The organism is Bifidobacterium sp. ESL0775 (assembly GCF_029395475.1).
GTDB lineage: Bacteria > Actinomycetota > Actinomycetes > Actinomycetales > Bifidobacteriaceae > Bifidobacterium.
Window position 1 is genome coordinate 882,262 of record NZ_CP113917.1, and the last position, 26,416, is coordinate 908,677.

At 59.7% G+C, this 26,416-nt stretch carries 14 protein-coding genes and 1 other RNA gene; 11 read left to right on the forward strand and 4 right to left on the reverse strand.

Annotated features, from left to right (window positions below; genetic code table 11):
• Positions 1–121 precede the first annotated feature (121 nt).
• Positions 122–1,312 carry a recombinase RecA gene (recA, locus tag OZX73_RS03050; RefSeq protein ID WP_277150554.1) on the forward strand — a complete coding sequence of 397 codons (1,191 nt, stop codon included), beginning with the start codon at positions 122–124 and terminating at the stop codon, positions 1,310–1,312.
• Between the two features lie 422 nt (positions 1,313–1,734).
• Positions 1,735–2,229 carry a regulatory protein RecX gene (locus OZX73_RS03055; protein WP_348519471.1) on the forward strand — a complete coding sequence of 165 codons (495 nt, stop codon included), beginning with the start codon at positions 1,735–1,737 and terminating at the stop codon, positions 2,227–2,229.
• A gap of 219 nt (positions 2,230–2,448) precedes the next feature.
• Here the strand turns inward: OZX73_RS03055 and rnpB are convergent.
• An RNA gene (gene rnpB, locus OZX73_RS03060) (RNase P RNA component class A) lies at positions 2,449–2,829 on the reverse strand.
• A gap of 182 nt (positions 2,830–3,011) precedes the next feature.
• On the opposite strand from rnpB, the gene raiA reads away from it, so the two are divergent.
• Complete coding sequence (gene raiA / locus OZX73_RS03065; protein ID WP_277150556.1) at positions 3,012–3,704, forward strand: ribosome-associated translation inhibitor RaiA; 693 nt, start codon at positions 3,012–3,014, stop codon at positions 3,702–3,704.
• A gap of 249 nt (positions 3,705–3,953) precedes the next feature.
• The gene (gene secA, locus OZX73_RS03070; RefSeq protein WP_277150557.1) at positions 3,954–6,890 is read left to right on the forward strand and encodes a preprotein translocase subunit SecA; all 2,937 of its coding nucleotides are present in this window, start codon (positions 3,954–3,956) and stop codon (positions 6,888–6,890) included.
• Between the two features lie 237 nt (positions 6,891–7,127).
• Here the strand turns inward: secA and OZX73_RS03075 are convergent, their stop codons facing one another.
• Positions 7,128–7,865 (reverse strand): hypothetical protein, encoded by a 738-nt coding sequence (locus tag OZX73_RS03075; RefSeq protein ID WP_348519463.1) that lies wholly within the window; start codon positions 7,863–7,865, stop codon positions 7,128–7,130.
• 86 nt (positions 7,866–7,951) lie between these two features.
• Here OZX73_RS03075 and OZX73_RS03080 point away from each other — a divergent pair, with 86 nt between their 5' ends.
• Entirely contained in the window at positions 7,952–8,656 is a 705-nt protein-coding gene (locus tag OZX73_RS03080; RefSeq protein ID WP_277150558.1) for a lysophospholipid acyltransferase family protein, read from the forward strand.
• Between the two features lie 198 nt (positions 8,657–8,854).
• Here OZX73_RS03080 and OZX73_RS03085 read toward each other — a convergent pair whose 3' ends face one another.
• Positions 8,855–11,260: a Stk1 family PASTA domain-containing Ser/Thr kinase gene (locus OZX73_RS03085; protein WP_277150559.1), complete on the reverse strand. Its 2,406-nt coding sequence runs from the start codon at positions 11,258–11,260 to the stop codon at positions 8,855–8,857.
• Between the two features lie 164 nt (positions 11,261–11,424).
• Positions 11,425–12,552 carry a polyprenyl synthetase family protein gene (locus OZX73_RS03090; RefSeq protein ID WP_277150560.1) on the reverse strand — a complete coding sequence of 376 codons (1,128 nt, stop codon included), beginning with the start codon at positions 12,550–12,552 and terminating at the stop codon, positions 11,425–11,427.
• A 210-nt stretch (positions 12,553–12,762) separates the two neighbouring features.
• Between OZX73_RS03090 and OZX73_RS03095 the strand changes: the two genes are divergently transcribed.
• From OZX73_RS03095 to OZX73_RS03120, 6 genes are all read left to right on the forward strand, one after another.
• Positions 12,763–13,686: a hypothetical protein gene (locus OZX73_RS03095; protein ID WP_277150561.1), complete on the forward strand. Its 924-nt coding sequence runs from the start codon at positions 12,763–12,765 to the stop codon at positions 13,684–13,686.
• A gap of 216 nt (positions 13,687–13,902) precedes the next feature.
• Entirely contained in the window at positions 13,903–15,546 is a 1,644-nt protein-coding gene (locus OZX73_RS03100) for an RNA polymerase sigma factor (RefSeq protein WP_277150562.1), read from the forward strand.
• Between the two features lie 188 nt (positions 15,547–15,734).
• Positions 15,735–18,224 (forward strand): DNA topoisomerase IV subunit B, encoded by a 2,490-nt coding sequence (locus OZX73_RS03105; protein WP_277150563.1) that lies wholly within the window; start codon positions 15,735–15,737, stop codon positions 18,222–18,224.
• Positions 18,225–18,499: 275 nt separating this feature from the next.
• The gene (locus OZX73_RS03110; protein WP_277150566.1) at positions 18,500–19,813 is read left to right on the forward strand and encodes an MFS transporter; all 1,314 of its coding nucleotides are present in this window, start codon (positions 18,500–18,502) and stop codon (positions 19,811–19,813) included.
• A gap of 38 nt (positions 19,814–19,851) precedes the next feature.
• On the forward strand, positions 19,852–25,248 hold the full coding sequence (locus tag OZX73_RS03115; protein ID WP_277150568.1) for a DEAD/DEAH box helicase: 5,397 nt from the start codon (positions 19,852–19,854) through the stop codon (positions 25,246–25,248).
• A 123-nt stretch (positions 25,249–25,371) separates the two neighbouring features.
• Positions 25,372–26,391, forward strand: a complete 1,020-nt coding sequence (locus OZX73_RS03120; RefSeq protein ID WP_277150572.1) for a LacI family DNA-binding transcriptional regulator — start codon at positions 25,372–25,374, stop codon at positions 26,389–26,391.
• Positions 26,392–26,416 lie beyond the last annotated feature (25 nt).

Sequence of the window (26,416 nt, forward strand, 5' to 3'; positions counted from 1 at the left end):
AAGCCCGGAAAACCACGGCGTGTCGAAAAGGCAAGCGTTCGACCACATAACCCCGTTTGGCTTGCGCAAGTAGCGGATTGCTCCGTACTCTGGTAGTGCAGGAGCAACGTAAAGGAGAACGATGGCACAGCAATCAAAAACGACGAAAGGCGCCAAGGCCAAGAACGCCCAGACCGAGTCTGGTGGCGAGCATGGCATCGATCCACGCAAGCAGGCGGCGCTCGACACCGCGCTGAAGCAGGTCGAGAAGGACTTCGGCAAGGGCTCGGCCATGCGGCTTGGCGACAAGCCGGTGCAGAACGTCGAGGTCATCCCCACGGGTTCCTTGGCGCTCGATATGGCGTTGGGCATCGGGGGCCTGCCGCGCGGCAGGATCGTGGAGATCTATGGCCCCGAGTCCTCCGGCAAGACCACGCTGGCTCTGCATGCTGTGGCCAACGCGCAGAAGGCCGGCGGTGTGGCGGCGTACATCGACGCCGAGCACGCGCTCGATCCGGTCTATGCCAAAAAGCTTGGCGTTGATACGGACCAGCTGATCATCTCCCAGCCGGACAACGGCGAGCAGGCGCTTGAGATCGCCGACATGCTGGTGCGCAGTGGCGCGCTGGACGTCGTGGTCATCGATTCGGTGGCGGCCCTGGTGCCCAAGGCCGAGATCGAAGGCGAGATGGGCGACAGCCATGTGGGCCTGCAGGCCCGGTTGATGAGCCAGGCGCTGCGCAAGATGACCGGCGCGTTGGCGCAGTCCAACACCACCGCCATCTTCATCAACCAGTTGCGTGAGAAGATCGGCGTCTTCTTCGGCAGTCCGGAGACGACGACCGGTGGCAAGGCGTTGAAGTTCTATGCCTCCGTGCGCCTTGACATCCGCCGCATCCAGACGTTGAAGAACGGCGACGAGGCCATCGGCAATCGCACCAAGGTCAAGGTCGTCAAGAACAAGATGGCTCCGCCCTTCAAGTTCGCCGAGTTCGACATCCTCTACGGGGAGGGCATCTCCAAGGAGGGCTCCGTGCTCGACATGGCGTTGCAGTGCGATGTCGTCAAGAAGTCCGGCTCCTGGTTCACCTATGAGGGCGACCAGCTGGGGCAGGGGCGTGAGAACGTGCGTCAGTTCCTGAAGGACAATCCGGCGCTGACCGACGAGATCGAACGCAAGGTCAAGGTGAAGTACGGCCTGATTCCTGATGATTCCAAGCCCGCTGATGGTGATGGCGAGGATGCGGATAACGGTGGCGACGCTGACGCTACGGCTGGTGCCAATGGTGGTGGCGCCTCCGGTTCCATTCCTGAATCGGCGCCAAAAGCCTGAGAACGCATTGGGCTAAAGACATGATCAGTGTCGAGGAGTTCCTTGAGGGTCGTCATATTCCGGCTGTGGAGCCGGATCATGACGACCCTCGGCCGCATGATGCGCAGGCCTCCCATGGTCGTGCCGGCCAAAGGCGCGTCGGTGAGCGCCCGAGCGCAAGCGACGTCCGCCGGACTCGCGGCACTGCATCTGGCTCACAAGCCGACGACGCAGGGTCACGAGAAGAGACCGGTGGCAGGCGCAAGCCTGCCAAAAGGCCGAACAGGGCCCATACGCATGCCGTGCCGATCACCAGCAACTACACCAGCGGGTTCGGTGGCAGTCTTGACGCCGAGGATGCCGGAGCAAGCAAACGCGGTCGTAAGCGGTATGGTCGTGGCAAAACGACCGGCCGCTACCATAGATATCGCACAGGTGCGCCGGTGAGACGTGTGCCAGACGATCCGGCCGATGTCGAGGCGTGCCGCGAGGCCGCGCTGACCTTGCTGGACGCGGCGGCCCGCTCTTCCGGTGCGTTGGTCAAACGTTTGGTCGACAAGGGCTACGACCCGGTCGTTTCCGAAGACGTCGTGGCGCGCCTGGTCGAAGTGCATTTGATTGATGACGAGGAATACGCGCGTTCCATCGTGCGCAGTTGCGCCAACCGGATGCTTGGATTCCGAGGTGCCACGATGGAGCTCAAACGCAAAGGCGTCGATGATGGTTTGGCACAGAGTGTGGCTGCGCAAGCGCGCGAGCAGGGCGTGTTCGAGGACGCAGCGTGGCAGTTGGGACGCAAGGTGGCCGCCAAAACGGAGGGTTTGGAACTTGAAGTGCGTCGCCGTCGGTTCTGGAGTGCCGGTGGTCGCAAAGGCCATGATCCTGAGACCTTGCGTCGTGTGGCCCACGAGCTGTTTGACAACAGGGAAGTTGACTGATTGCTGCCGCTTGGCACATGCGTAATCCCGTATATGTTTCTGATAGTTGTTGTTTGATGTTGTGGGGACACAGCGGTTTTATACAGTCAGGCAAGTCTGTAATCTATCCATTTTGTCATACATATGTAGGATTTGAAACAGAAATGACATTCTAAGTGCGTCAAATTGATACCGGAAAAGTCGTTATCGAATACTGCCCTGTATCCATAACCGAAAAGTGAGGTGAGACCTCGTATACCCCGGGTTCTGTCGCGTGTTGCCACGCGGATGGCCATCCATCTCGACCTGACGTCGCCGCCAGGCTCCAGCAGCCTACCCGAAGGCCGGGCGAGCAACCCGTGCCGGGATACAATCCCGACGTGCCTTCTGCTTGGCCTTGCTCCCGATGAGGCTTGCCAGCGGCCAGCTGTTGCCAGTGGCCCGGTGGTCTCTTACACCGCCGTTTCACCCTTACCCGGTTGCCCGGGCGGTCTGCTTTCTGTTGCGCTAGCTCTCAGGTCACCCTGGGCGGACGTTATCCGCCATCGTGCTCTATGGAGCCCGGAAGTTCCTCAGCCGGCTCGGTAAACCGAACGCGGCCGCGGCCATCAAGAGGTCTCACAAAGACTTGATTATAGCAAACAGCGCAACGTCGCGAAGTGAGCAAGCGAACGGCGTATTTTTCTGGTAATACCCAGCTTTCTCCAAGGCGAGCCGCTAGACTGGAACTAGCAGCACAGCAGTGATGTAGCTGCTGGCACATCAGGTGGAGTTGCTCCGCCGAACCTAACAGGAGGTCGACCATGGATATTGTCGTCACCGGACGTCACATGCAAGTCAATCAGAAGTTCCGTGATGTCGTGGACACCAAGATGAATCGTGTCACGGCCATCGCGCCGGACACCGCGCGCGCCCAGATCGTCGTATCGCGTGAGGGCAACCCACGCCAGGCCGACACCGCCAAGCGAGTCGAGATCACCATCGAGGCCGGCGCCACCGTGGTCCGCGCCGAAGCCTCAAGCTCCGACGAATACAGCGCCCTTGATATCGCGCTGGACAAGCTGACGCTTCGTCTGCGCCGCGTGCGCGACCGCCGCAAGAGCCATCGCCCGACCCGCAAGGAGCAGAAGACCGTCGACATGGGCGTGGTACCTGTTGACGAGCCGGTCAATACCGAGCCCACCGCCCTGCAGCAGCCTGAAGAGGTGGAGCATCCGCTGTCCACCGATCTCGGCCCCGGAGAGAGCGTCGAGGTGCAGGTTGGGGACACCCCGATCGTCATCCGCCGCAAGCTGCACATCGCCGAGCCGATGACCATCGACGAGGCGCTCTATGAGATGGAGCTCATCGGCCACGACTTCTTCCTGTTCGTCAACAGCGAGACCCATCGTCCGTCCGTCGTCTATCGTCGCCACGGCTGGAGCTATGGCGTCTTCGAGATCGACACCGCCGAAAACGTCAAGAAGGCGCAGAAGGCCGCCAAGAGCAAGAAGTAAATAAGAGTGGCGTCACATCGCGTATGTCTTGGTACAAGACCATGCGGCTGATGCCAGCGAATTTTACATCGACCCATCGGAGCGAACCCGGTGGGTCGACTCATGCAGAGCCAAAAACATGTGTTTTATATCGCAATGAACGGGGCAATGCGGAAAATCTGCGCCGTCGCGTAAGATAGACCCCAGTCTGTGCCAAGCCTCGGTTGGCTTGGTCTTGCTCGTTTATGGGAAACGAACTAGGGAGCGAAATTGGTAGATATCGTCGACAAGGCCCTACGTATGGGCGAAGGCCACCAGCTCAAGAAGCTGGAGAACGTGGCCAAAGCGACCAACGCGCATGAAGATGAGATCGCGGCGCTGAGCGACGAGGAGCTCGCCGGGCAAACGGCCAAGTTCAAGGAACGCCTTGACAATGGCGAGGATCTGGACAAGCTCATGCCCGAAGCTTTCGCCACTGTGCGCGAGGTCTCCAAGCGCACGCTCGGCCAACGCCACTTCGACGTGCAGCTCATGGGCGGCGCGGCCCTGCACTGGGGCAACATCGCCGAGATGAAAACCGGTGAAGGCAAGACCTTGGTCGCCACCCTTCCCGCCTATCTGAACGCCTTGGAAGGCAAGGGCGTCCACATCGTCACCGTCAACGACTACCTCGCCAGCTACCAGAGCGAGCTAATGGGCCGTATCTTCCGTTTCCTCAAGATGAACGTCGGCTGCATCATCACCGACCAGAAGCCGGTGGAACGTCGCAAGCAGTACGAGGCGGACATCACCTACGGCACCAACAACGAGTTCGGTTTCGATTACCTGCGCGACAACATGGCGTGGGAGAAGAACGAGCTGGTGCAGCGTGGCCATCACTACGCCATCGTCGATGAGGTCGACTCCATTCTTATTGATGAGGCCCGTACGCCTCTGATTATTTCCGGTCCCGCCGAAGGTGGCGTGACCCGCTGGTACCGCCAGTTTGCCAAGCTCGTCACCAAGCTGACGCGCGACGAGGATTACGAGGTCGACGAGAAGAAGAAGGTCGTCGGCATCCTTGACCCGGGCATCACCAAAGTCGAGGACTTCCTGGGGATTGATAACCTTTACGAGCCCAGCAACACCGCGCTGATCGGCTACCTCAACAACGCCATCAAGGCCAAGGAACTCTTCCTGCGCGACAAGGACTACGTCGTCACCGGCGGCGAGGTGCTCATCGTCGACGAGCACACCGGCCGTGTGCTCCCCGGGCGTCGTTACAACGAAGGCCTCCACCAGGCCATCGAGGCCAAGGAAGGCGTCGAGGTCAAGGCCGAGAACCAGACCTTCGCCACCATCACCTTGCAGAACTACTTCCGTATGTATGACAAGCTCGCGGGCATGACCGGTACGGCGGAGACCGAAGCCGCCGAGTTCATGAACACCTACAAGCTGGGCGTGCTGCCGATTCCGACCAACAAGCCGATGATCCGCGTCGACAACGACGATTTGATCTACCGCACCAAGAAGGAAAAGCTCACCGCCATCATCAAGGATGTCGCCAAGCGCTACAAGAAGGGCCAGCCGGTCCTGCTCGGCACTGCTTCCGTCGAGTCCTCCGAGGTCGTCTCCTCGCTGCTTGATGTGGCTGGCATCCCGCATCAGGTCCTGAACGCGAAGCACCACGAGAAGGAGGCGGCGGTCGTCGCCGTCGCCGGTCGCAAGAACGCCATCACCGTCGCCACCAACATGGCCGGCCGTGGTACCGACATCATGCTCGGCGGCAACGTCGAGTTCCTCGCCGACCAGAAGCTCAAGAGCGAAGGCTATTCCGCCGACGACACTCCCGAAGAGTATGAGAAGCGTTGGCCCGGCACCCTGGCCGAGATGAGGGAACAGGCCAAGGACGAGCACGACGAGGTCACCAAGCTCGGCGGCCTGTATGTGCTCGGCACCGAACGCCACGAATCCCGCCGTATCGACAACCAGTTGCGCGGCCGTTCCGGCCGCCAGGGTGATCCGGGCGAGTCCCGCTTCTACCTGAGCCTTGAAGACGACCTCATGCGCCTGTTCAACACCCAGCTGGTTGCCCGAGTCATGGCCAAGGGGTTGCCCGAGGGCGAGCCCATCGAGTCCAAGAGCGTTTCCAAGGGCGTGCGTACCGCGCAGAAGTCCGTGGAATCCCGCAACTTCGAAATGCGTAAGAACGTCCTCAAATACGACGACGTGATGAACAAACAGCGTCAGGTCATCTACTCCGAGCGTCAGGCCGTGTTGCGCGGTGTCGATATCCACGAGGATATTCTGCGCTTCATCGACGAGACGATCTTGAGCTACATCAAGGGCGCCAACAACGGCAGTGACAAGCCCGAGGAATGGGATTGGGACGGCCTGTTCAGCGCGCTGAAGACGGTCTATCCGATCGCCGTTGACGAGGACGACGCCAAGAAAAAGGCGGAAGGCCTCAAGGGCGAGAAGGCCGTGGATGCAGTCAAGGAGCTCATCGTCGCCGACGCCAAGAAGCAGTACGACGGCTTCGAGGACAAGATCGGCGCCGACGGGTTGCGCCAGCTTGAGCGTCGTGTCGTGCTGGCCGTGCTTGACAAGAAATGGCGTGAGCACCTCTACGAGATGGATTACCTCAAGGACGGCATCGGCCTGCGTGGCATGGGTCAGCGCGATCCGTTGGTCGAGTACCAGCGCGAGGGCTTCCAGATGTACAACAAGATGATCGACGCCATCAAGGAGGAGAGCATCCAGCTGCTCTTCCACGTCGACATCGAGCAGGTCGCCAAGACCGAGGACGCCGAAGCCGAGACCGACCAGGCCGAAGAAGCCGAATCCTCCGCCGAGGACGAGGCCATCGACAAGGCTGCGCAGGCCGCCGGAGTGGGGTCCGTGGACGATGGCGAGGACGAGGAGTCCAAGGCCACGGTCGTGTCCGCTCCAGCCGACCCTGACTCTACCGACGAGGATGCGGAGGAGGCCGACATCGCCGAAACCGAAGAGAGCGACGAAGGCAACCCCGAGCCCAGCATCGTGGGTCCGGAGCCGATGAGCCACGCCGAGGGCAAAGTCCCTGCCAACAAGCGTCCGAAGGCCGAGGAGCTCAAGAGCCCATGGGCCGACGGCAGGACGTTCCCTGGCACCAAGAAGAACGCTCCGTGCCCCTGCGGTTCGGGTCGCAAGTACAAGATGTGCCACGGACAGAACGAGAAGAAGTAGGCTCGCGATGATTATTCGCTAGCCAAAGGTTATCGGATATCAAAACGGTGGTCGACATGCAATGTGTCGACCACCGTTTTGTTTGGTTGTTGGAATTATGCGGGTCATTGTCATACACGACGATGAAAAATGCCTTGTGCTCCCGATTCAGCCATTTTCCGATGTTCTGATATTCCATGCATTCATGGAATCGGAAGCGAAATAATCGGGAATCAGATGAGTGGATAATCCGAAGGTTCAGACCCGAGACCCGTCGTCGAAATAATCCGTCCGTGTCTGCGAATGGCCTTTGTGCAGGCTCAGCAGCCCCACGCCGCCGATCAGGGCGCATAGGCCGAAGACGAGCCCCAGGATGCTGGCGAACCTTGGGAAGAACACCGCCGCGATCAGGCCCGCGATGCCGGCGATGAGCAACGCCCAGAACACGACCTTCACGGGGTCGAGATGGCCGAGGTCGGGGTTCGGCGGCGTGAAATCGTCGAGCCGGTCCATCACATCGTCGGTGTCGAGCCAGCTGGAGCCCTCGAAATCGCGTGGGCCATGCTGTTTTGAAGACGAGGATGAGAACCCATCCGCGAAGGAATCCGCCGTGATGTCCTCGACCGAAAGCAACGCCTTCTTCTCCTCGCGTTTCGCGCGTTTCTCGAAGCGCTTGGCGTTGCGCGAGCTGCTGATGTCGTCGAGGTCATCGGCGTGCTCGGCCTCGAACTGTTTCCACAAGGCCTCGTCGTCGGTCTCGTCACCCGTGCTTTCCGCCGAGGGGTCACTCGAAGCGCCGTCGGTGTTGTCGCTTGGATGTTCTTGATTGCTGCGGTTGCCATCCGATGGCTTCTGATGCCCATCGTGGTTCTTCTGATTCTGTGGCTGGCCTGGCTTCCCATTGTTCGGCGTGGACTCGCCATCCGTCGATGCGGCATGGGAATCGGCGTCGCGCCGCTGGTCGTCAGCGTTGTTGCTATCCTTGAGGCTAGTCATACCGTCCACTCTAACCCAGCGGTCGGCCAATTGAGATGTAATACGCACGGCCGTGAGATGTCCGTGATTCAAGGAGGGAAGAGCTCGTGCTCTATTGGTTCTTTGTCCGTGGACTTGGCCCGCTTGCGCGCTGGCGCATGCATCCGCAGGGCGTCGGCGTCGGTAACATCCCCAAAACCGGCGGTGGCATCATCGCCGCGAACCATCTGGCCGTCATCGACGACGCGCTCATCCCGCTCACGAGCCCGCGTATGGTCCATTTCATGGGCAAGGCCGAGTATTTCGAGGGCAAGGGCATCAAGGGCAGGTTCATCAAGTGGTGGTTCACCTCGGTGGGGGTGTTCCCGGTCGACCGTTCAGGCGGCTCGAAATCACTGGGGGCGCTCGCACACGCGCGTGAGATCATCGAGGACGGCCATCTCTTCGGCATCCACGTCGAGGGCACGCGCAGCCCCGATGGCAGGCTGTATCGCGGCCATACGGGCGTGGCCAAGCTCGCGCTGGAGACTGGTTGCGACATCATTCCCACGGCCGTCGTCGGCAGCAGACAGATCCAGATGCCCGGCCAGGTGATTCCGAGTTCCGGGCACACCAAAGTGATCTACGGCAGGCCGATCTCGGTTAAAAAGGTCGATCCGGATACCATCACCCACGAGGAGCTGCGCGAGTTGACCGACCATGTCGTCTCCGAGATTGCCAAGATCAGCGGGCAGGAATATGTCGACGAATACGCTCAGACTGTCAAGGCGAGGATGAAAAAGGAAGCGCAGGCCAAGCAAATCGCCAAATAGCCGGTCAAATTAGTGTTCCGAAGTATAGACGATAAGCAGGTTTCAGCAAGCTGGAGTGGTGTTTTCGTCACATTTTGTATGACAACCAGTTTGTATTGAATGTGCCCGTGGCAACGTATCGTCCATCAGGGAATAGAGAAAAGCACAACCACCGAACGGTCATTCCAGGGAATTACTATCGCTAGATTCCAGTGTTTTTCACACCACGGTGAGTGTGACGACGGTGGGGTTGCCGTCATCGCCGCGCACGCGCACTTGCTGGCCGGGGTCGGGGGACTGGAGGCGGACCTGATGGGTGAAATCGCCCAAAGGCGCCGAGATCTTGACTTTGAGTCCCAATGCCTCCAACGTCTTTTGGGCGTCGTTCTCGTTCTTGCCACGCACATCCGGCATGGTCACCGTCTCCGGTCCTTTGGAGACCACGACGTCCACCTGGTCGCCCCAATGCAGCTGTGTGCCGGCCTTGACCGAAGTCGAGATGATGGAGCCCGCGGGCACCGAATCGCTGAATTGCTCGCTGTAGTTGGGCTTGAGCTTGGCGTCATCGAACGCGGCCTGCGCGTCGTCCTTGGAGCGTCCCGTCACGTCGGGCATGCTCACGGGCATCGGCCCTTTGGAAAGCACCAGCGTCACCTTACTGTTGTGCGTGATGGTGGTGCCGGGCTTGGGGGAAACGGATTTCGCCGCGCCCTCGGGGAGGTCCTCACTGTACTCGTCCTTGCTTTCCTCGTGGACGATATTCGTGAAACCGGCCTGCGAGAGCGCCTCCAACGGCTTCTTGCCATCGGCGCTCGACGGGTCGAGGATGTCCTTGGGTATGGTGACGTGTCGGACGCCCTTGGAGACGACCACCTTGAGTTTCGCGTCGGTGCGCTTGCTCACCCGGCCGCCCACGTCGCCGGGGTCGGTGGAGATGACCTTGCCCTTGGCCACTTTGTCGCTGAACTGTTCGGAGGTCTCGTAAGGGACACCGGCCACTTTGAGCGTGCTCTCATACGGTTTCCACTTCACATCGGTGATGCGGCAGGCGCTGTTGGAGGCGCAGTTGAGGTCTTCTGGCTTGGGCACGCTGTAGTAGCTGCCGGGACCCAGGAAATACCACCACGCCACGCCGCCTGCGCCAAGCACGGCCAGAAGGGCCAGGATGATGGTTGTGATGATGACCGGTTTGCGTAGTTTCGAGGGCTTGCCGGATTTGGTTGTGCCTTTCGCCGTGTCTTTTCCGGTGGTGGAGGCCTCCGCTTGGGCCTCGACCGGGGCGTCCATCAGGCCGATGGACATGGTCGGATTGTTCGCCGCCGCCGTGCCGTCGTTGGCCAAGGTGCGAGCGTCGAGGGCCTGTGTGGCGGCGTTGGGCGCGGATTGGCGTTCGTAGGTGCCGGGCGGCATGGTCTGCGTCGCCGTGTATGGCGATGGGGATGTGGAGGGTGCCGTGTCCGATGGACTCGGGGGAGCCTGGGGAATGTCCGAAACGCCATACGTGGCGGTCGGTGACTGGATATTGGATCCGTTTGACGTCGAAGGTGCCGTCGTTGGAACGGAGGCAGGGGCTGGCGGTGCCGGAATTTCGGACTGATAGCCAGTAGGGTTGTCGGCGGGCTTGGTGTCGGGAACGGGGGAGGCTGTGGCGGTTGCGGCGTTTGTGGTGATAGGGGCCGGTGCCGCGGTGCCGACAAGCGGGGAAGTGGTGCCCTCGCCGTTGGCTTGTGTTCCGTCGCCTGACGGGATGTAGCGGTATTGCCATCCTTCGGTGCTGATACGCGAGCTGAGCGTCTTCAGCTCCTGCAGGGCCGCTCCGGCATCGGTTGGCCGTGCCTCGACGGTACGGGCCGTCAGATGGCCGATAAACGCCGAAATAGAGGGATCTATGCCGGGGCAGACGGTCTGGAGCGCGGGAACGTCCTCGTGGACATGCTTGAAGACCATTGTCACGGGGTTGTCGGAAGTGAACGGCACGCGCCCGGCCAGCATCTCCCAGGCCATGATGCCCACGGAATACAGGTCGCCCTGCGGGGTGGCGAGGTTGTTTTCGATCATCTCCGGGGCCAGATACGCGGCCGTGCCCAAGAGCATGCCGGTGGTGGAAAGCGTCGCCTCGCTCATCGCCTTGGCCAAGCCGAAATCGGTGATCTGCACGCGTCCGCGGTCGTTCAGCAAAATATTTTCCGGTTTGATGTCGCGGTGGACCACGCCGGCGCGGTGGGCGCTCGCCAGTCCGTCAAGCGTCTGGGAGATGATGCGCACCGTCTCATGGACGCTGAAGGTGCCACGTTCGTTCATCTCGTGGCGCAGGTTGACGCCGTGCACGTATTCCATCACCAGGTAGTCGCGTCCGCCGGCCGTGCCTGAATCGTAGACCTGCACGATATGCGGGTTGCTGATGGCCGCGGCGCTGCGGGCCTCGCGGTGGAAGCGGGCGACGAACTGGTCGCGGTGCGGGCCTTGCGCCAGTTGCGTGTGCATCACCTTGATCGCCACGACGCGTTCGAGCCGTTCGTCCTTCGCCTTGTAGACCGTGGCCATGCCGCCGTCGGCGATCGGTCCGAGGACGCGGTAGCGCCCGTCGATCAGATCGCTTTGTGGCTCGTTATCGGCTTCGCTCATGGCTTGGTTGCTGTTCCTTGGCTATTGATGGGTACGAATGTCTCAATATTACATGCGGCAAGGTACGGAAGGGTTTCGGTCGAAGATGAGTTATGATGGATTATTTTTTAATTATTCATGATAGGTTGTATGCAAGTGCGGCTCGCTCTCGTGAAGTGACGTGGTCACCTCAGATCAGAGGGAATGAAACGTACGCAGGCTGAGGTGAGTATTTCACGGCCTTGTGTTGTCATGGCAAGGTTGTCCATCGCTGATTCCGCTTGATGCCAAAGGTCTTTGATACGACGATGTGAAAGCTCGATGGCACCGGTTGTCTCGAAAAGACCGAGCGCTTTGCGCACATCGTCATCGCTTCTGGTGGGTTGGGCATACATCCTGATAAGCGCGCCACGGTCCTTCTCATCGGCCAGGCGCAAGGCGTCGGCGAGCAGCACGGTGTGCTTGGCCTCGCGTACGTCGCCGCCGATTGGTTTGCCGCTGTTTTTGCCGGTCACGTCGATGAGGTCGTCGGCCAACTGGAACGCCACTCCCAACGGCAGCCCGATGTCCCACGCGTTCCGGTGCGCGTCTTCGGGAGGCATTCCCGCCGCGCAAAGCCCAAGCTCAAGAGGGGCGATGGTGGTGTAGCTGGCGGTCTTCCATTTGAAGACATCGAGCGAGGCGTCGATCAGCTCGTCGGGCTCATCGAGGCTGATGGTCTCCGCGCCCAAATCCAACGTCTGGCCGATTTCGACGGCCCGTTGCATTTGAAGGAAGGTGCGCAGATTGGCATCGGCGTGGTGCAACGCCGGGCTTTCCAGGGTGTGTGCGGCGATGTCGGCTGAGGCGGTGGCGAGCATGTTGCCGAGCATCAGCGCCAGTCCGGTTCCGAAGTTCCGGGGTGCGTTTGCCCGAGACAAAGCGACATGGGCACTTTCCCGGCCCCGGCGCTCCGGCGAATCGTCGATGATGTCGTCGTGGATCAGGGCGCTGGTCTGGTAGATCTCGATGGCGCAGGCGAGGTCCAGCATGGCTTGAGGAACACCCTCAGGATTGCCGGCGGTTTGGGTGGGGTTGCCCGAATCGGTTGTTTTGGGGGATGTCGAGGTGTCATACGAATCGAACGCGGCCAAGGAAAGCAAAGCGCGAAGCCGTTTGCCGCCCTGGTTGGCCGTCATGCCCTCGTCCATCACCGCTTGCAAGGTCGGCTTGAGGCTTGCCGCCACATCGTCCGCGTCATGGCCTTGCATCCAGCCCTCGGTCAGTTCGCCGATGCGTCGGTCGACAACGTGGTTATCCACTCTTGCTTGCATAAGCCCCAAGATTATCCACATCGCCATACTTGGCTATCCACATCGGTATATCTCCCCATGGAACGGCGGATTTCCAACGCTAAGAAGCGTTCGACCACAGTGGCCGGAAATCACGCGGAAATCGCGGAAAATGTGCCATAGTGAATCGAACGGGAAGTTTCCACCTTGACCAGCGGCCAAGGACAAACCAAGCACAACAGGAGGAACGATATGGCACAGCGATCATCGAGCGACATCATGGATGAATCAGAGGAAAGGAGCTCGGCATCGAAGCCGACAACCCGGAAAACAAGTGGGAATAGCGGCAAAAGAAGAGGATCAGGGAAACGCCATGCCAGTGGAACCGGGAATGGTGGAGGGCCGGGAAGGGGCGGCAAGGCGGGCAAGCGCTCTCCGCGTCGAGCCCCCATTGGCACACACCGATGCCCTCCGGCCGGCCTGAGGGAAGAGAATCCGGCTTCCGGCCCATCGGATCGGCGGTGCATTCCGTCCGACCTTGACGGTTGTTTCGCCGCCGTCGCCGATGAGGCTTGGACGCAACAGGACGATGACGAGCTGGAGGCCCTGGCCCGCCGGTTGCAACATCGCAAGATGGAGGAGGGTATCGCCAAGGCCAACCGCGATTGGCTCGATGCGCCTTTCGACGAATGGAACGGCAATCTTGAAAGTCATGTGCACCACATGTCGGAAGAACACGCGGCCGAGCTTTGCGTGGCCATGGCAGACATGCTCTCCGCACGCGACGCCCTGATCATGTCGCTGGTGGGCGGTGCACGGACGGTGGTCGACACCAAGGCGATGCTCGATCTGGCCTCGAGCCCGCATGACCCGGCCAATGTCATCCGGCTCTACCGCCTGCTCGATCGCGCCTTCAACGACGCCGACTGCTCACCCGACCCGGAGCGCTGCGCGTGTGGCATCGACATGCTTGACGGCATGGCCAGCCAGGTTTGTGGGCGCTTCGAAGTGCAACCGTTGACCGTGGCGGCGTATGGCTCATGGTGGCTGGGCAGCGATGACGCCCTCGACTATGCCACGCGTGCGCTTGAGGTCGATGGGCAGTGCACATTGGCGCGTATCATCTGCTCCGCCCTGGCCCAAGGATTGAGGCCCGCCTGGCGTTTGAAATGCTGATGGAGGAAGGCGTTGACGGCATTTTGACGGGGTTCGGTTTGAGGCTTTGTTGGCGAATGGGTCATTTTGATATTTTTTGACGAAAGGATTTGCGGTTATCGGGAATAATCGTCCTGATGAGATGGTTGACTCTTATAGTCACAAAATTTGTAATATGGCGTATTTGCGTGTTTTTTAGATGCGTGGAGCAATCGGATTCACTTGAGGAGGACAAGTTTGGCCAAGAAGGAAAAGGCAGCAACCGCACAGGCTAAGCAGAGCGAGGATAGCGAAGTCACTCGTAAGTCGAAGTCAAGTCGTTCGTCTTCTTCACCGGCGCCAGCCAAAAAGTCTGCCAAAACGACGAAGGCCAAGAAGGCCGCCACGTCAACAAGCGCTGCCAAGAAAACGACGAAGAAAAGCGCCGCGGGCTCCACCGAAGCTGTTAAGAAAGCTAAGACGACCAAAAGCACCAAGGCTACCACAGCTTCTGAGACCACCAAAGCTGCCAAGGAAACCAAGGCTGCCAAGGAAACCAAAGTCTCCAAAGACACCAAAACTTCCAAGGCAGTCAAATCCGCTCCCAAGGATTCCAGCAAGAAGTCCAAGCCGGTCAAGCAATCCGAAGAAATGGACGACGAGCAGACTGAGCAGGCCGAGGACATCGTCGACGACGATGAGCTCCAGGAAGACGACATGGAGGATGTCGGCGAGGTCGACGAGAACGAGGATTTCGACGATTTGTCGGACGATTCCTCGACATTGCCCGATGACGACGAGGATGATGAGGACTCCTCTTCCGATGAGGACGTCGAGGATGATGAGGATGACGACACCGACGCCTCCCATCATGACTCCGAGGAGCTGCCAAAGGCCAAGGGCGCGTTTATCGTCAGCAACAATGACGACGACGATGACAATCTGACCCCCTCCGGCAACCCCAAGCGCCGTGTGGTCGCCGCGGGCGCCACCGCCGACCCCGTCAAGGATTACCTGAAGCAAATCGGCCGCGTGAGCCTGCTGAACGCCGAGCAGGAAGTCGACCTCTCCGAGCGCATCGAGGCCGGGCTTTACGCCCAGCACCTGCTCGACACCCAGTCCGATGGCATGGACTTCAAGCGCAAGCGCGAGCTCAAATGGGCCGCGAACGACGGCAAGAAGGCCAAGGACCACCTGTTGGAGGCCAACCTTCGTCTGGTCGTCTCGCTGGCCAAGCGTTACACCGGCCGCGGCATGCTCTTCCTCGATTTGATTCAGGAAGGCAATCTGGGCTTGATCCGCGCCGTCGAGAAGTTCGACTGGAAGAAGGGCTTCAAGTTCTCCACATACGCCACCTGGTGGATTCGCCAGGCCATCACCCGCGCCATGGCCGACCAGGCCCGCACGATTCGCGTGCCCGTCCACATGGTCGAGGTCATCAACAAGCTTTCGCGCGTGCAGCGTCAGATGCTGCAGGACCTGGGCCGCGAGCCCACGCCCGACGAGCTGGCCCGTGAGCTCGACATGCCGGTCGAGAAGGTGCAGGAGGTGCAGAAGTACGGCCGCGAGCCGATCTCGCTGCACACACCTCTTGGCGAAGACGGCGATTCCGAGTTCGGTGATCTGATTGAGGATACCGACGCGATCGCCCCTTCCGAGGCTGTTGCCTTCTCGCTGTTGCAGGAGCAGTTCAAGCAGGTGCTCGAGACGCTTTCGCCACGTGAGGCCGGCGTCATCAAGATGCGTTACGGCCTTGAGGACGGTCAGCCCAAGACCTTGGACGACATCGGCCGCGTCTATGGGGTCACCCGTGAGCGCATCCGCCAGATTGAGTCCAAGACCATGTCGAAGCTGCGCCACCCGTCTCGTTCACAGACGCTGCGCGATTTCCTCGACCAGTGATCGCTTTGGATGCCCGCCGTTTCGTACGGCGGGTTTTCCATATTGTATGGACGGAGAAATGCTGGGAATTCAACGTTTCGTAGTTGTTTTCCGATAGGTGTGAAACGGTGTTGGCGAGGCTGTTGGGTATCCTGATAATTCGTGGCCAAGAGCCTGACAGACAAAATTTGAGGTAGGTATAGAAGCGAATGGTTGAGGAATACAGTGCCAAGAACCTGTCCGTGCTGGAAGGGCTTGACGCCGTGCGCAAACGCCCCGGCATGTATATCGGCACCACCGATAGCCAGGGACTCATGCACTGCCTGTGGGAGATCATCGACAACTCCGTCGACGAGGCGCTCGCTGGCGCCTGCGACAAGATCGTGGTCACCCTGCATACCGACGGTTCCATCGAAGTGGCCGACAACGGCCGTGGCATTCCCGTCGACGTCGAAAAGAAGACCAAGCTCACCGGTGTCGAGGTCGTGCTGACCAAGCTGCACGCCGGCGCGAAATTCGGCAATTCCTCGTATGGCGCTTCCGGTGGCCTGCACGGCGTCGGCTCCTCTGTCGTCAACGCCTTGAGCTCACGCCTCGATGTCGAGGTCGACCGCAACGGCAAGACCTACCACATGGCGTTCCATCAAGGCCATCCCGGGGTTTATGACGATCCGGACGCCGAACACCGCTCGCCGGACAACAAATTCAAGAAGACCCGCAAAGGCAAGCCGACCGACCTTGAGGTCATCGGCAAGGTGTCGCGCAAGACCACCGGCACCCGCATCCGTTACTGGGCCGACCCCGAGATCTTCAACGACACCGCCCGTTTCAGCTACGAGCAGCTCATCGACCGTGTGCGCCAGACCAGCTTCCTTGTGCCGGGCTTGAAGATCGTGGTCATCGACGAGAACATCCCCGAGACCGGTGACGCCGCCGTCGATGACATGTTCGAGGTCGACGCGCCCCAGCCCGAGGAATCTTCCACCGGTGATGGTTCGGACGGCGTGGATGCCGCTAAGACTGCTAAGACCCCTACGTTGGCCTCCGCTTTCGATGATGACGATGATTCAGCGGTTCCATTCGATGACTCCGCGGTTTCGTTCGGTGACTCCGAAAAAGATGGGGCGAATGACGATGAGGAATTATTGGAAGATGATGATCAAGCCAACACGGCTGATGATGACTCCGAAACCGCAGAAGATGACGATGCTCATTCCTTGGACGAAACCCAAGACAGCCATGAAGGCGAAAGCGGCACCGAAGCCAATGCTTCCCTGAACGTTGAAACGGACGGGGCTCTGGAACGACCGCACAAGCGCGTCGAGGAATTCCTGCACACCGGTGGCGTTAAGGACTTCGTCGATTTCCTTTCCCACGGCGAACCGGTCTCGACGGTCTGGAGCATCGCCGGCGACGCCACCTACACCGAGGAAACGCAGGCGGTCGACACGAACGGCGACCTGCACGCTGAGAAGATCAAGCGCGACTGCTCGGTCAACATCGCCTTGCGCTGGGTCAATGGCTACGACACCACCATCCGCAGTTTCGTCAACGTGGTGGAGACGCCCGGCGGCGGCATGCACGTCGACGGCTTCCTGCAAAGCATCACCAAGCAGGTCCGCAAGGCCGTCGAAGCCAATGCCCGCAAGCTCAAAGTCAACTTGAAAGACACCAAAAACAAGGTCGAGCGCGACGACATCCTCGCCGGCCTTGTCGCCGTGGTCACCGTGCGCATCGCCGAACCGCAGTTCCAGGGCCAGACCAAGGACGTGCTCGGTACGGCCCCCGTCCGCCCGATAGTCGCCAGAATGACCGACAAACAGTTCGGCGAGATGATCAACGGGACACGGCGTGGCTTCAAGGAGCAATCCGGACGGGTGCTTGAAAAGATCGTCGGCGAGATGCACGCCCGCATTCAGGCACGCAAGACCAAAGAGGTCACCCGCCGCAAGAACGCGCTCGAATCCGCCTCCATGCCCGCCAAGCTCTCCGACTGCCAACCGGGCAACGACGACGTGGCCGAACTGTTCATCGTCGAGGGCGATTCCGCACTTGGCACCGCCAAGGCCGCCCGCAACTCCGGCTTCCAGGCGCTCCTGCCGATTCGTGGCAAGATTTTGAACGTGCAGAAGGCCAGCATGACCCAGATCCTCGCCAACAAGGAGTGCTCGGCCATCATTCAGGTCATCGGCGCCGGCTCCGGCGCGAACTTCGACGTCACCCAGACCCGCTACGACAAGGTCATCATGATGACCGATGCCGATGTCGACGGCGCACATATTCGTATCTTATTGCTGACGCTCTTCTACCGCTTCATGCGCCCGCTCATCTCGCACGGCCACGTCTACGCCGCCGTGCCGCCGCTGCACCGCATCGCCTTGGCCGGCAAACACAAGGGCGAGTTCATCTACACCTATTCCGACGACGAACTGGCCGGCAAGCTCGCCGACCTCGACAAGAAAGGCATCGCCTACAACCCCGACGTGCAGCGCTACAAGGGTCTTGGAGAGATGGATGCCGATCAGCTGGCCGACACCACCATGGATCCGCGCACCCGCATGCTCCGTCGCATTTCGATGGAGGAAGCTGAGGACGCCAGCGGTATCTTCACTCTCCTCATGGGCGATGAGGTACCGCCGCGTCGTCAGTTCATCGTCGATAACGCCGACGATTTCGACCGCACCAAGATCGACACCTGATTCCTTGATGGTGGTTTGCGTAGGCTTCTCGACCCTGCGCGTGATCAGAAGCCAAGGGCTTCCACTCCGTTCAGTCAAGTTTTTGCCTTTGTTTTCATTCGTCGTGGCGTGTGTGGCGGTGTGACTTCCCGTCTGCTTTCATATTATGAGATTCGTTTCGTCGGCCCATTAAGGTTCGTCGTTACCTGTGTGCGATAATGAAAACGTTGTCTTTTTGGTTTTCGACATCGCGATAACTGATATCGAAAACCGCGTCATGACCCGAAGGAGTCATCGTGACCAATCTGTTGCTGGCCGTCATCTACATGGCGTTCATCTCGTTGGGCCTTCCCGATTCGTTGCTCGGAGCCGTCTGGCCGAGCATGCGTCCGCAGATGGGCGTGCCGCTTTCCTGGGTCGGCGGCATCTCGATGATCATCTCGGCGGGCACCGTCGTCTCGTCGCTGCTTTCCGACCGGATGACCCTGCGTTTCGGCACCGGCAAACTGACCGCCGCGTCGGTGGGCATGACCGCTCTGGCGTTGTTCGGCTTTTCGGTCGCGCCGAACTACTGGGTGCTGGCGCTTATCGCCATCCCCTACGGCCTCGGGGCCGGCGGCGTGGATGCCGCGCTCAACAACTACGTCGCGATTCATTACGCGAGCCGCCACATGAGCTGGTTGCACTGCATGTGGGGCATCGGCGCCTCGGTCGGCCCCTACATCATGGGTTTCGCGCTTTCCAACGGTCAGGGTTGGCCGTGGGGCTACCGCTACATCGCCATCATCCAGGTGGCGCTCACCGCGATCATCGTGCTTTCCTTGCCGTTGTGGAAGGAACGCAATGTGGCGGGTGACGCCAAGGCGGACGATGACAAGGCCGTTGTGACCGCTGACTCCGCCGTGTCTTCCGATTCAAATGGCAATACCGCAACTTATGCTTCGGATAACCAAGAAAACGGCGCTGTTTCCGTCTCCACTTCCGCGGGTGTTAGTGACGGCGAACCCGCTCACGTCAAGCCGTTGGGGCTTCGTGGAGTCTTGGCGATCCCTGGTGCCAAAGAGATTCTGCTGATGTTCTTCTGCTATTCCGCGATGGAGACCACTTCGGGGCTCTGGGCCTCGAGCTACATGGTCGACCACGACGGCATCAGCAAAGTCGTCGCGGCGAGCCTGGCCAGCCTGTTCTATCTGGGCATCACCGTCGGCCGCGGGTTGAGCGGGTTCTTGACAATCCGCTTTGACGATCCGACGATGATCCGCATCGGCCAGTTCGTGCTGTTTTTGGGCATCGTCATCATGATGCTGCCATTGCCCGGCCACGCCGCCACGGTGGCCGGACTGCTGCTGATCGGACTGGGCTGCGCGCCGATCTACCCGTGCGTCATTCACTCCACACCCGATTATTTCGGTGTCGAGCGCTCACAGGCGATCGTGGGTGTGCAGATGGCCTGCGCCTACACCGGCTCGATGCTGATGCCGCCGGTGTTCGGGCTGATTGCGCAACACATCTCCATCGCGCTGTATCCGTGGTATCTGCTGGTGTTCCTGGTCATCATGGTCGTCATGCACGAAACGTTGCGCCGCAAGGTGCGTCTGAAGAGGATTTGACGGTCTGCACGTCCTGAGGCGTTGCGATAATCGAACATATGTACGAATGTCTGGATCTGTTCTCGTCGCCCACCAAGGCGTGGTTCAGACATGCGTTTTCGGCGCCGACGGACGCCCAGCAGGAGGCGTGGCCGCATATCAAAGCCGGGGAGAACGTCTTGGTGGTCGCGCCCACTGGTTCCGGCAAGACCTTGGCCGCGTTTCTTTCGGCCATTGATGGGCTGATCGTAGAGCAATCGGCTCAGCGCAATGAATCCGTAGCTAAGGCCGAGTCTTGTAAAACCGGTGGCAGGCCAATGCCGGTTGATGAACCCGATGAACCTGATGAACCAACTCATGGATTGGTGGCTGGTTCCAAGGTTGACAAGCCAAGAAAAGCAGCCAAGTCAAACAAGGCCGGCAAGCTGGGCAGGAACGCCAAATCCGGTGTCAAGGTTCTCTATATCTCGCCGTTGAAGGCGTTGGGGGCTGACGTCGAGCGCAACCTGCGGGTGCCGTTGGAAGGCATAGCCGCAGAATGTATTACACAAGGTGTGAAACCGCCTGACGTCGACGTGGCGATTCGTTCGGGGGACACTACGGCCAAGGAACGCCGCCGCATCGCCACGCATCCGCCGGATATTTTGATTACCACACCAGAGTCGTTGTATCTGCTCTTGACTTCGAAGGCCCGGCGCATCCTCAAAGGCGTTGAGACCGTCATCGTCGACGAGGTGCATGCGCTCGCCGCCACCAAGCGTGGGGCGCATCTGGCCTTGAGTTTGGAACGTCTCGATTTGCTGACCGGCCGAAAGGTGCAGCGCATCGGGCTTTCGGCGACGGTCAATCCGCCGAAGGAAGCCGCGTTTTTCCTGGGTGGAGACCAGCCGGTCACAATCGTCGACGCCACCGACCCGGTGCACATGGATCTGAAGATCGTCGAGCCTGTCGCGGATATGGGGGCGTTGGGCACCGCCTCTGATGACGAGGGCGGATTCCATGTCGGCGGGGCCGGCGTAGGAAAAGGGAAATCGGAACGCAATGCCGAACATCATGATTCTCGCCATATCAGCGGTGTCAGTCCAGCCATGCGAGCGTTGGCGAAAGCTCAAAAGAATCCTGTAGACCGTAATGCGAATATTGACGATACGCCTGGTAATTCGAATGCATCGACCAAACATGGCGACTATTCCTCACCGAATGTTTCCGCTTCGCACTCCATTTGGCCGGCGGTCGAACGCAGCATCCTCGATGAGATTCTGAGCCATCACAGCACGCTGGTGTTCGTCAATTCCCGTGGGCTGGCCGAACGATTGACGGCGCGCATCAACGATTTGTACGCCGAAACCGAATGTGGTGTCGACGTCGACAATCGATCCTATGGTGACGGCAAACACTACGATTCCGTTGTCGGCTCTTCGACATCGTTAGTCGGCTCGCACCCGAAAAGCGAGACCATCGCCATGGCGCACCACGGTTCCGTTTCCAAGGAACGACGCAAGGTCATCGAGGATGACCTGAAGCATGGTCGTCTGCGTTGTGTAGTCGCCACCAGCAGCCTCGAGCTCGGCATCGATATGGGCGCGGTCGACATGGTCATCCAGGTCGCGCCGCCCCTTTCCGTCTCATCCGGCCTGCAACGTGTCGGCAGGGCCGACCATCGCGTCGGTGGCGTCTCGCATGCGCTGTTCTACCCGCTGACCCGTCAGGAGCTGATCACTTCCACGGCGACCGTGGAGAGTATGAGGCGCAGCGAGATCGAACCGTTGGCTGTTCGCCATAATCCGCTCGACATTCTCGCCCAGCAGACGGTCGCCACGGCGGCTATGGATGATCTCAAAACCGACGATTGGTATGCTGCCGTGCGTCGCACCGCTCCGTTCGCCACGCTTTCGCGCGATATGTTCGACAATGTCATCGGCATGTTGACCGGTGCCTACAATTCCGAGGAATTCTCGGCTTTCCGGCCACCTCTGCAACTGAACACGGAACAAGGCCTCATCTCCGCCCGTCCCGGAGCTCAGCGTTTGGCCGTCACCAGCGGCGGCACCATTCCCGACCGTGGCACCTACACCGTCGTCCTTCCAGAAGCGGATGCCGGATCGGGCCGCAAGAAGGTGGGGGAGCTCGACGAGGAGATGGTCTACGAGTCCCGAGTAGGCGATGTCATTACGCTCGGCACCTCGACGTGGCAGATCGACGAGATCACCAACGACCGCGTGGTGGTCACGCCAGCTCCGGGGCGCACCGCGCGACTGCCGTTCTGGCATGGCGAAGGACCGGGGCGTGACGCCGGTTTCGGAGCCTTGCTTGGCTCGTTCGTCCGCGAAATCGGCAATGGCCTGATACCAGCGTCGTCGCCGGTTATGGATATATCACAATCTGATAATGACAACGACAAGCCACATTTTGATACCAGTGCTTCTGCTGTTGTCGATGAATCTAATTCTCCTGATGATTCCGCTAACAACAGGCCATCTTCTGCCGGTGTTTCGTCGGATGTCGCCGACTTGCCGGATTCCGCCGCTTCAAAGCGTATTGACAGCACGAACTGGAGCGGCAATGCCGAACCGCATTTTGATACCACCACCGAGCAACGCTTGTGCGACAACGGTTTGGACGATAATGGCAGAGCCAATCTTGCCCGCTTGTTGGCCGAGCAGAAAGCTGCCACAGGCGCACTGCCTACTGACAAGACCATCGTCATCGAGCGTTGTCAGGATGAGGAAGGTGACTGGCGGATCATCCTGCATTCGCCGTATGGCCGGCGTGTCCACGAGCCTTGGGCGCTCGCCATCACCAACCGACTCAAGCGCAAGTATGGTTTCGACGGGCAGACCTACGCCACCGATGATAGCATCGTCGTGCGGCTGCCCGAGCAGGACAGCCATGTCAGCGCCGCCGAGCTCTTCCAGTTCGATGCCGACGAATTGTTGCGCGATGTGGAGGAGGAGGTCGGTGACTCGGTGCTTTTTGCCACCCGGTTCCGAGAGTGCGCTGCTCGCTCGCTGTACATGCCGAGGATGAACCCCGGCAAGCGCGTGCCGTTGTGGCAGCAGCGTCTTCGTGCTTCGGAGCTCTTGGCGGCGGCAAAAACCCAGCACAATTTCCCGCTGGTCTTGGAGACCGCCCGCGAATGCCTGCAGGATGTCTATGACCTGCCTGCGTTGAAGCGCCTCATGACCGACATCGATGACGGCAACATCGAAATCAAGGACGTCGAGACGCAAAGTCCGTCGCCATTCGCGCAGAACCTGCTCTTCGGCTTCGTGGGCTCGGTGATGTACGAGTACGACTCGCCCCAGGCCGAGCGTCGCGCCTCGCTGTTGGCGATGGACCCGGAAGTGTTGGAGGAGCTGCTGGGCAGCGAACATATCGCTGACGCCCTCGACCCGAAAGCCATCAAACAGGTCGAGGACGAGCTGAGCCACAGGCAGTTCTGGAACGAGCTGGAACCTGATGACGTCGCCGGCAGAATGGTGCGGTTTGCCAAAACGCATGGGCCGTTCACCGCGGACCAGGCCGTGAAGGAGCTCGGTTTGGATGCCGCCACGGTGGTTCACGAGCTCGATGATTTGAAGGCCTGCGGCGCGCTGATGACCGGAACGTTTATCAAGGATTTGCCGAGCCCACAATATCTGCACCGCGAGGTGTTCCGTCGCATTCGTTCGCGTTCGCAGACGCTGACGCGCAAATCTCTGAAACCGGTGGGTTCCGAAGTGTACCAGTCATGGCTACTGGTGCGGCAGGGAATCGGCGCGAAAGCCGGCAATGCGGTTTTCCGACACAGCTCGTCCAAACAGGGCTATTGGGCCGGTGAAGAAAATGCCGAGGAAAACGAACCAATCGAGGAGGCTTCAGAAGGCTCTCAAGTTGCTTGGCCACGGTTTGTCGGAACGGATGGTCTGCTGCGTGTCATCGAGCAGCTTGAAGGGATGCCGTTGCCAGCCGCGATGTGGGAGTCGTCGGTGTTCCCCGTCAGAGTGCCGGACTTCACCCCATCGATGCTTGACGAGCTGCTTTCGGCCGGTGAGGTTGTCTGGGTTGGTTCCAAGGATGGCAATACTGATAGCGAAAATCCCAACCTATCGTTGAAACCCGGAAAAATAGCGTTCTATCTCTCGGATTCACCATTGCTTGCACGTATCGGCGACCCTGATTCAGTCTCTGGTCATTCTGATTTTGAGGCAGCTGCGCAGCCGATGGCGACAGGAACGGATGGTAGAAGGGACGGCAACAGTCAACTGGCGGAAATCCGGTATCCCAAGACTTCCGTGGCTGATGCTCAACCCGGTGATCATTCCATCCAACCCGATTTGTTGACGTTGGAGGAGGGTGATTCACCTGATAACGGCATGATGTCGCTGCTGTCTCTCGGCGGCTCCTATCGCGGCGAGCAGCTTGAGGCGCGGTGGCGTGCCAATGGTGGCCAAAAACCTCAGGAGGTCGTGGATCCGTTGACCGGCGAAGTCCGCGTGTCTTCACTGGGTGATTCGGGCTTTGAACGGGAACTTTGGTCATTGGTGTGGCTTGGCAAAGTGGCCAATTCCTCGTTCGCCCCAGTTCGCGCCTTGTTGAAAAATGGCAATGGTGCACGACCTGCCAGCCGTTCGTATGCAAGGGCGTCAATGAGCCGTCATCGGCTCTACGGTCGCGCACGGGTCGAGCGACGCCCGCAGTTGCCGGGAACATTGGCGGGTTTGTGGTCGGCCGTGCCCAAACCCCAAGACGTGGGGCCGGAACAACGCGCCATCGCGCAGGTCGAGGTGTTGCTCGACCGTTATGGCATCATCGCGCCGCCGTTGATGGATATGGACCCGGGAAACTTGAGTTTTTCGGACATCTACCCGGTCCTGAAGCAGATGGAGGCCACCGGCACGTTGGTTCGCGGCATGTTCGTTCGCGGCTTGTCGGCGGTTCAATTCGCGCAGCGCGCCACCATCGACCAACTCCGCCAATGGCGTACGCAGGACGCCCCGCTCGCAGTGGCGCTCGATGCCGCCGACCCGGCCAGTCTTGCCGGCGGTGCGGTGGCGTGGCCGTCGATGAGCGCATTGGCGGATGCTGTTGAAGATGACGAGAACAGTATCACGCCACCAGATTTGAAGAACAGCCGGGAACCGGGCCATAAGCGCGGAAAACCGGTGCAACCCATGCGCAAGGTCGGTTCCTTCGTCATCTTCATCGAAGGCAAGCCGATACTCTACGCCATCCCGTCCAGCCATCACCTGTTGTGCTTTGACGCCACCGATTTCGAGCTGCAACGCGCCGTCACCAAGCTGGCCGACACCTTGCGCGAGCGGTATGAATCGGGCCGGCGAAACGGAAACAAGCACGGCAGCGTCACCTTCCGCGATGTCAACGGCGAGCCTTTGGCCGCTTTAAGCTATTACGCGCAGCTGTTGCGCGCTGCCGGTTTCACCCCGTCCCCGCAAGGCATGAAACTATACAGATAGCTGGTTTCTACCAGTGTTTTTCATAAAAGGCAATGCAAATAATTAAAAAAGTCGACAGCGGATTTGTGTTTCTGAAAATTAGTGATAATATCTTAGATAATAAACGATTAGCAAAGGAACGCTATGAATAAGAGACCAACACTCAAGGATGTCGGCAAGGCGGCTGACGTTTCTGTATATGTTGCGTCGAAAGCGCTGAGGGGAGCGGACGGTGTAGCGGAATCGACAAGACGCAAAGTGGTCAAGGCCGCTTCACAAATAGGGTATGTCCGCAATGGGGTGGCCGCCGGTCTGAGAACTCAAAGCGGCCATACGGTCGGGATATTGACCGCAAGCGGACGCAACCAGTACTATTCCATGCTCACCCATGTGGTTGCGGGGGCTTTGCGTGAATATGGCTATTATGCGATGACCAGCGATGTTCTGGAGGATAAGGCCAATGTGGACAGCACGGAGGAGGAATCGGTGAGGCTTCTCTTGGAGCAGAGGCCCGCCGCGGTCATTGCGGCTTACCCAATGAGCGCGAAATCGCTGGGGATCATCGAATCGTTCCAGGTTCCCGTCGTCTTCGTCGATCAGCCTTCCGCGGCCAATGTCAGATGGCCGTTTGTTGGCAGCGATAATTATCAGGCGGGCCGTCTCGCCGGCGAGTATTTGGGGAAGTTGAATCACAAAAACATCGTCGTGCTCACCTACCCCAAGATGTGGTCCACCTGCCTCGAACGTATCAGGGGGTTCGAGGAAAAAGCCAGGAAATGGTCCATGAAAGTCACCGTTGTGGAGTCCGACAACACCCCGGAGGAAGCCGCCAGGAAGTTGGGGGACATCCTCGATAACGCCACCGAGGAGGATAGGCCCGATGCGGTTTTCGCGTTGAACATTCTTATGGTGATGGGGACCTACAAGGCGTTGAATGACAGGGGAGTGCGAATTGGCAAAGATCTTTCGGTGATTTCCGTCGATGACTTCGATTGGGCCCCGATGCTCACCCCGCCATTGACGGTCATTTCCCAGAACATGGACGAGATCGGCCGTCAGGCCGCCAGGTTCGTGCTGGATGAGATCACCGGAGACTCGATGACAGGGCAAAAACTCTCGATTCCCGTCCGTCTCATTGAAAGGAGGTCATGCAGAAAGCGGTAAAGCAAAGTTGCTGAATATCGTAGGT

Coding starts and splice junctions, on each gene's coding strand:
- raiA (WP_277150556.1), top strand. CDS start 3,012: ATGGATATTGTCGTCACCGGACGTCACATGCAAGTCAATCAGAAGTTC.
- OZX73_RS03090 (WP_277150560.1), bottom strand. CDS start 12,552: ATGCAAGCAAGAGTGGATAACCACGTTGTCGACCGACGCATCGGCGAA.
- OZX73_RS03075 (WP_348519463.1), bottom strand. CDS start 7,865: ATGACTAGCCTCAAGGATAGCAACAACGCTGACGACCAGCGGCGCGAC.
- OZX73_RS03115 (WP_277150568.1), top strand. CDS start 19,852: ATGTACGAATGTCTGGATCTGTTCTCGTCGCCCACCAAGGCGTGGTTC.
- OZX73_RS03105 (WP_277150563.1), top strand. CDS start 15,735: ATGGTTGAGGAATACAGTGCCAAGAACCTGTCCGTGCTGGAAGGGCTT.
- OZX73_RS03120 (WP_277150572.1), top strand. CDS start 25,372: ATGAATAAGAGACCAACACTCAAGGATGTCGGCAAGGCGGCTGACGTT.
- recA (WP_277150554.1), top strand. CDS start 122: ATGGCACAGCAATCAAAAACGACGAAAGGCGCCAAGGCCAAGAACGCC.
- OZX73_RS03085 (WP_277150559.1), bottom strand. CDS start 11,260: ATGAGCGAAGCCGATAACGAGCCACAAAGCGATCTGATCGACGGGCGC.
- OZX73_RS03095 (WP_277150561.1), top strand. CDS start 12,763: ATGGCACAGCGATCATCGAGCGACATCATGGATGAATCAGAGGAAAGG.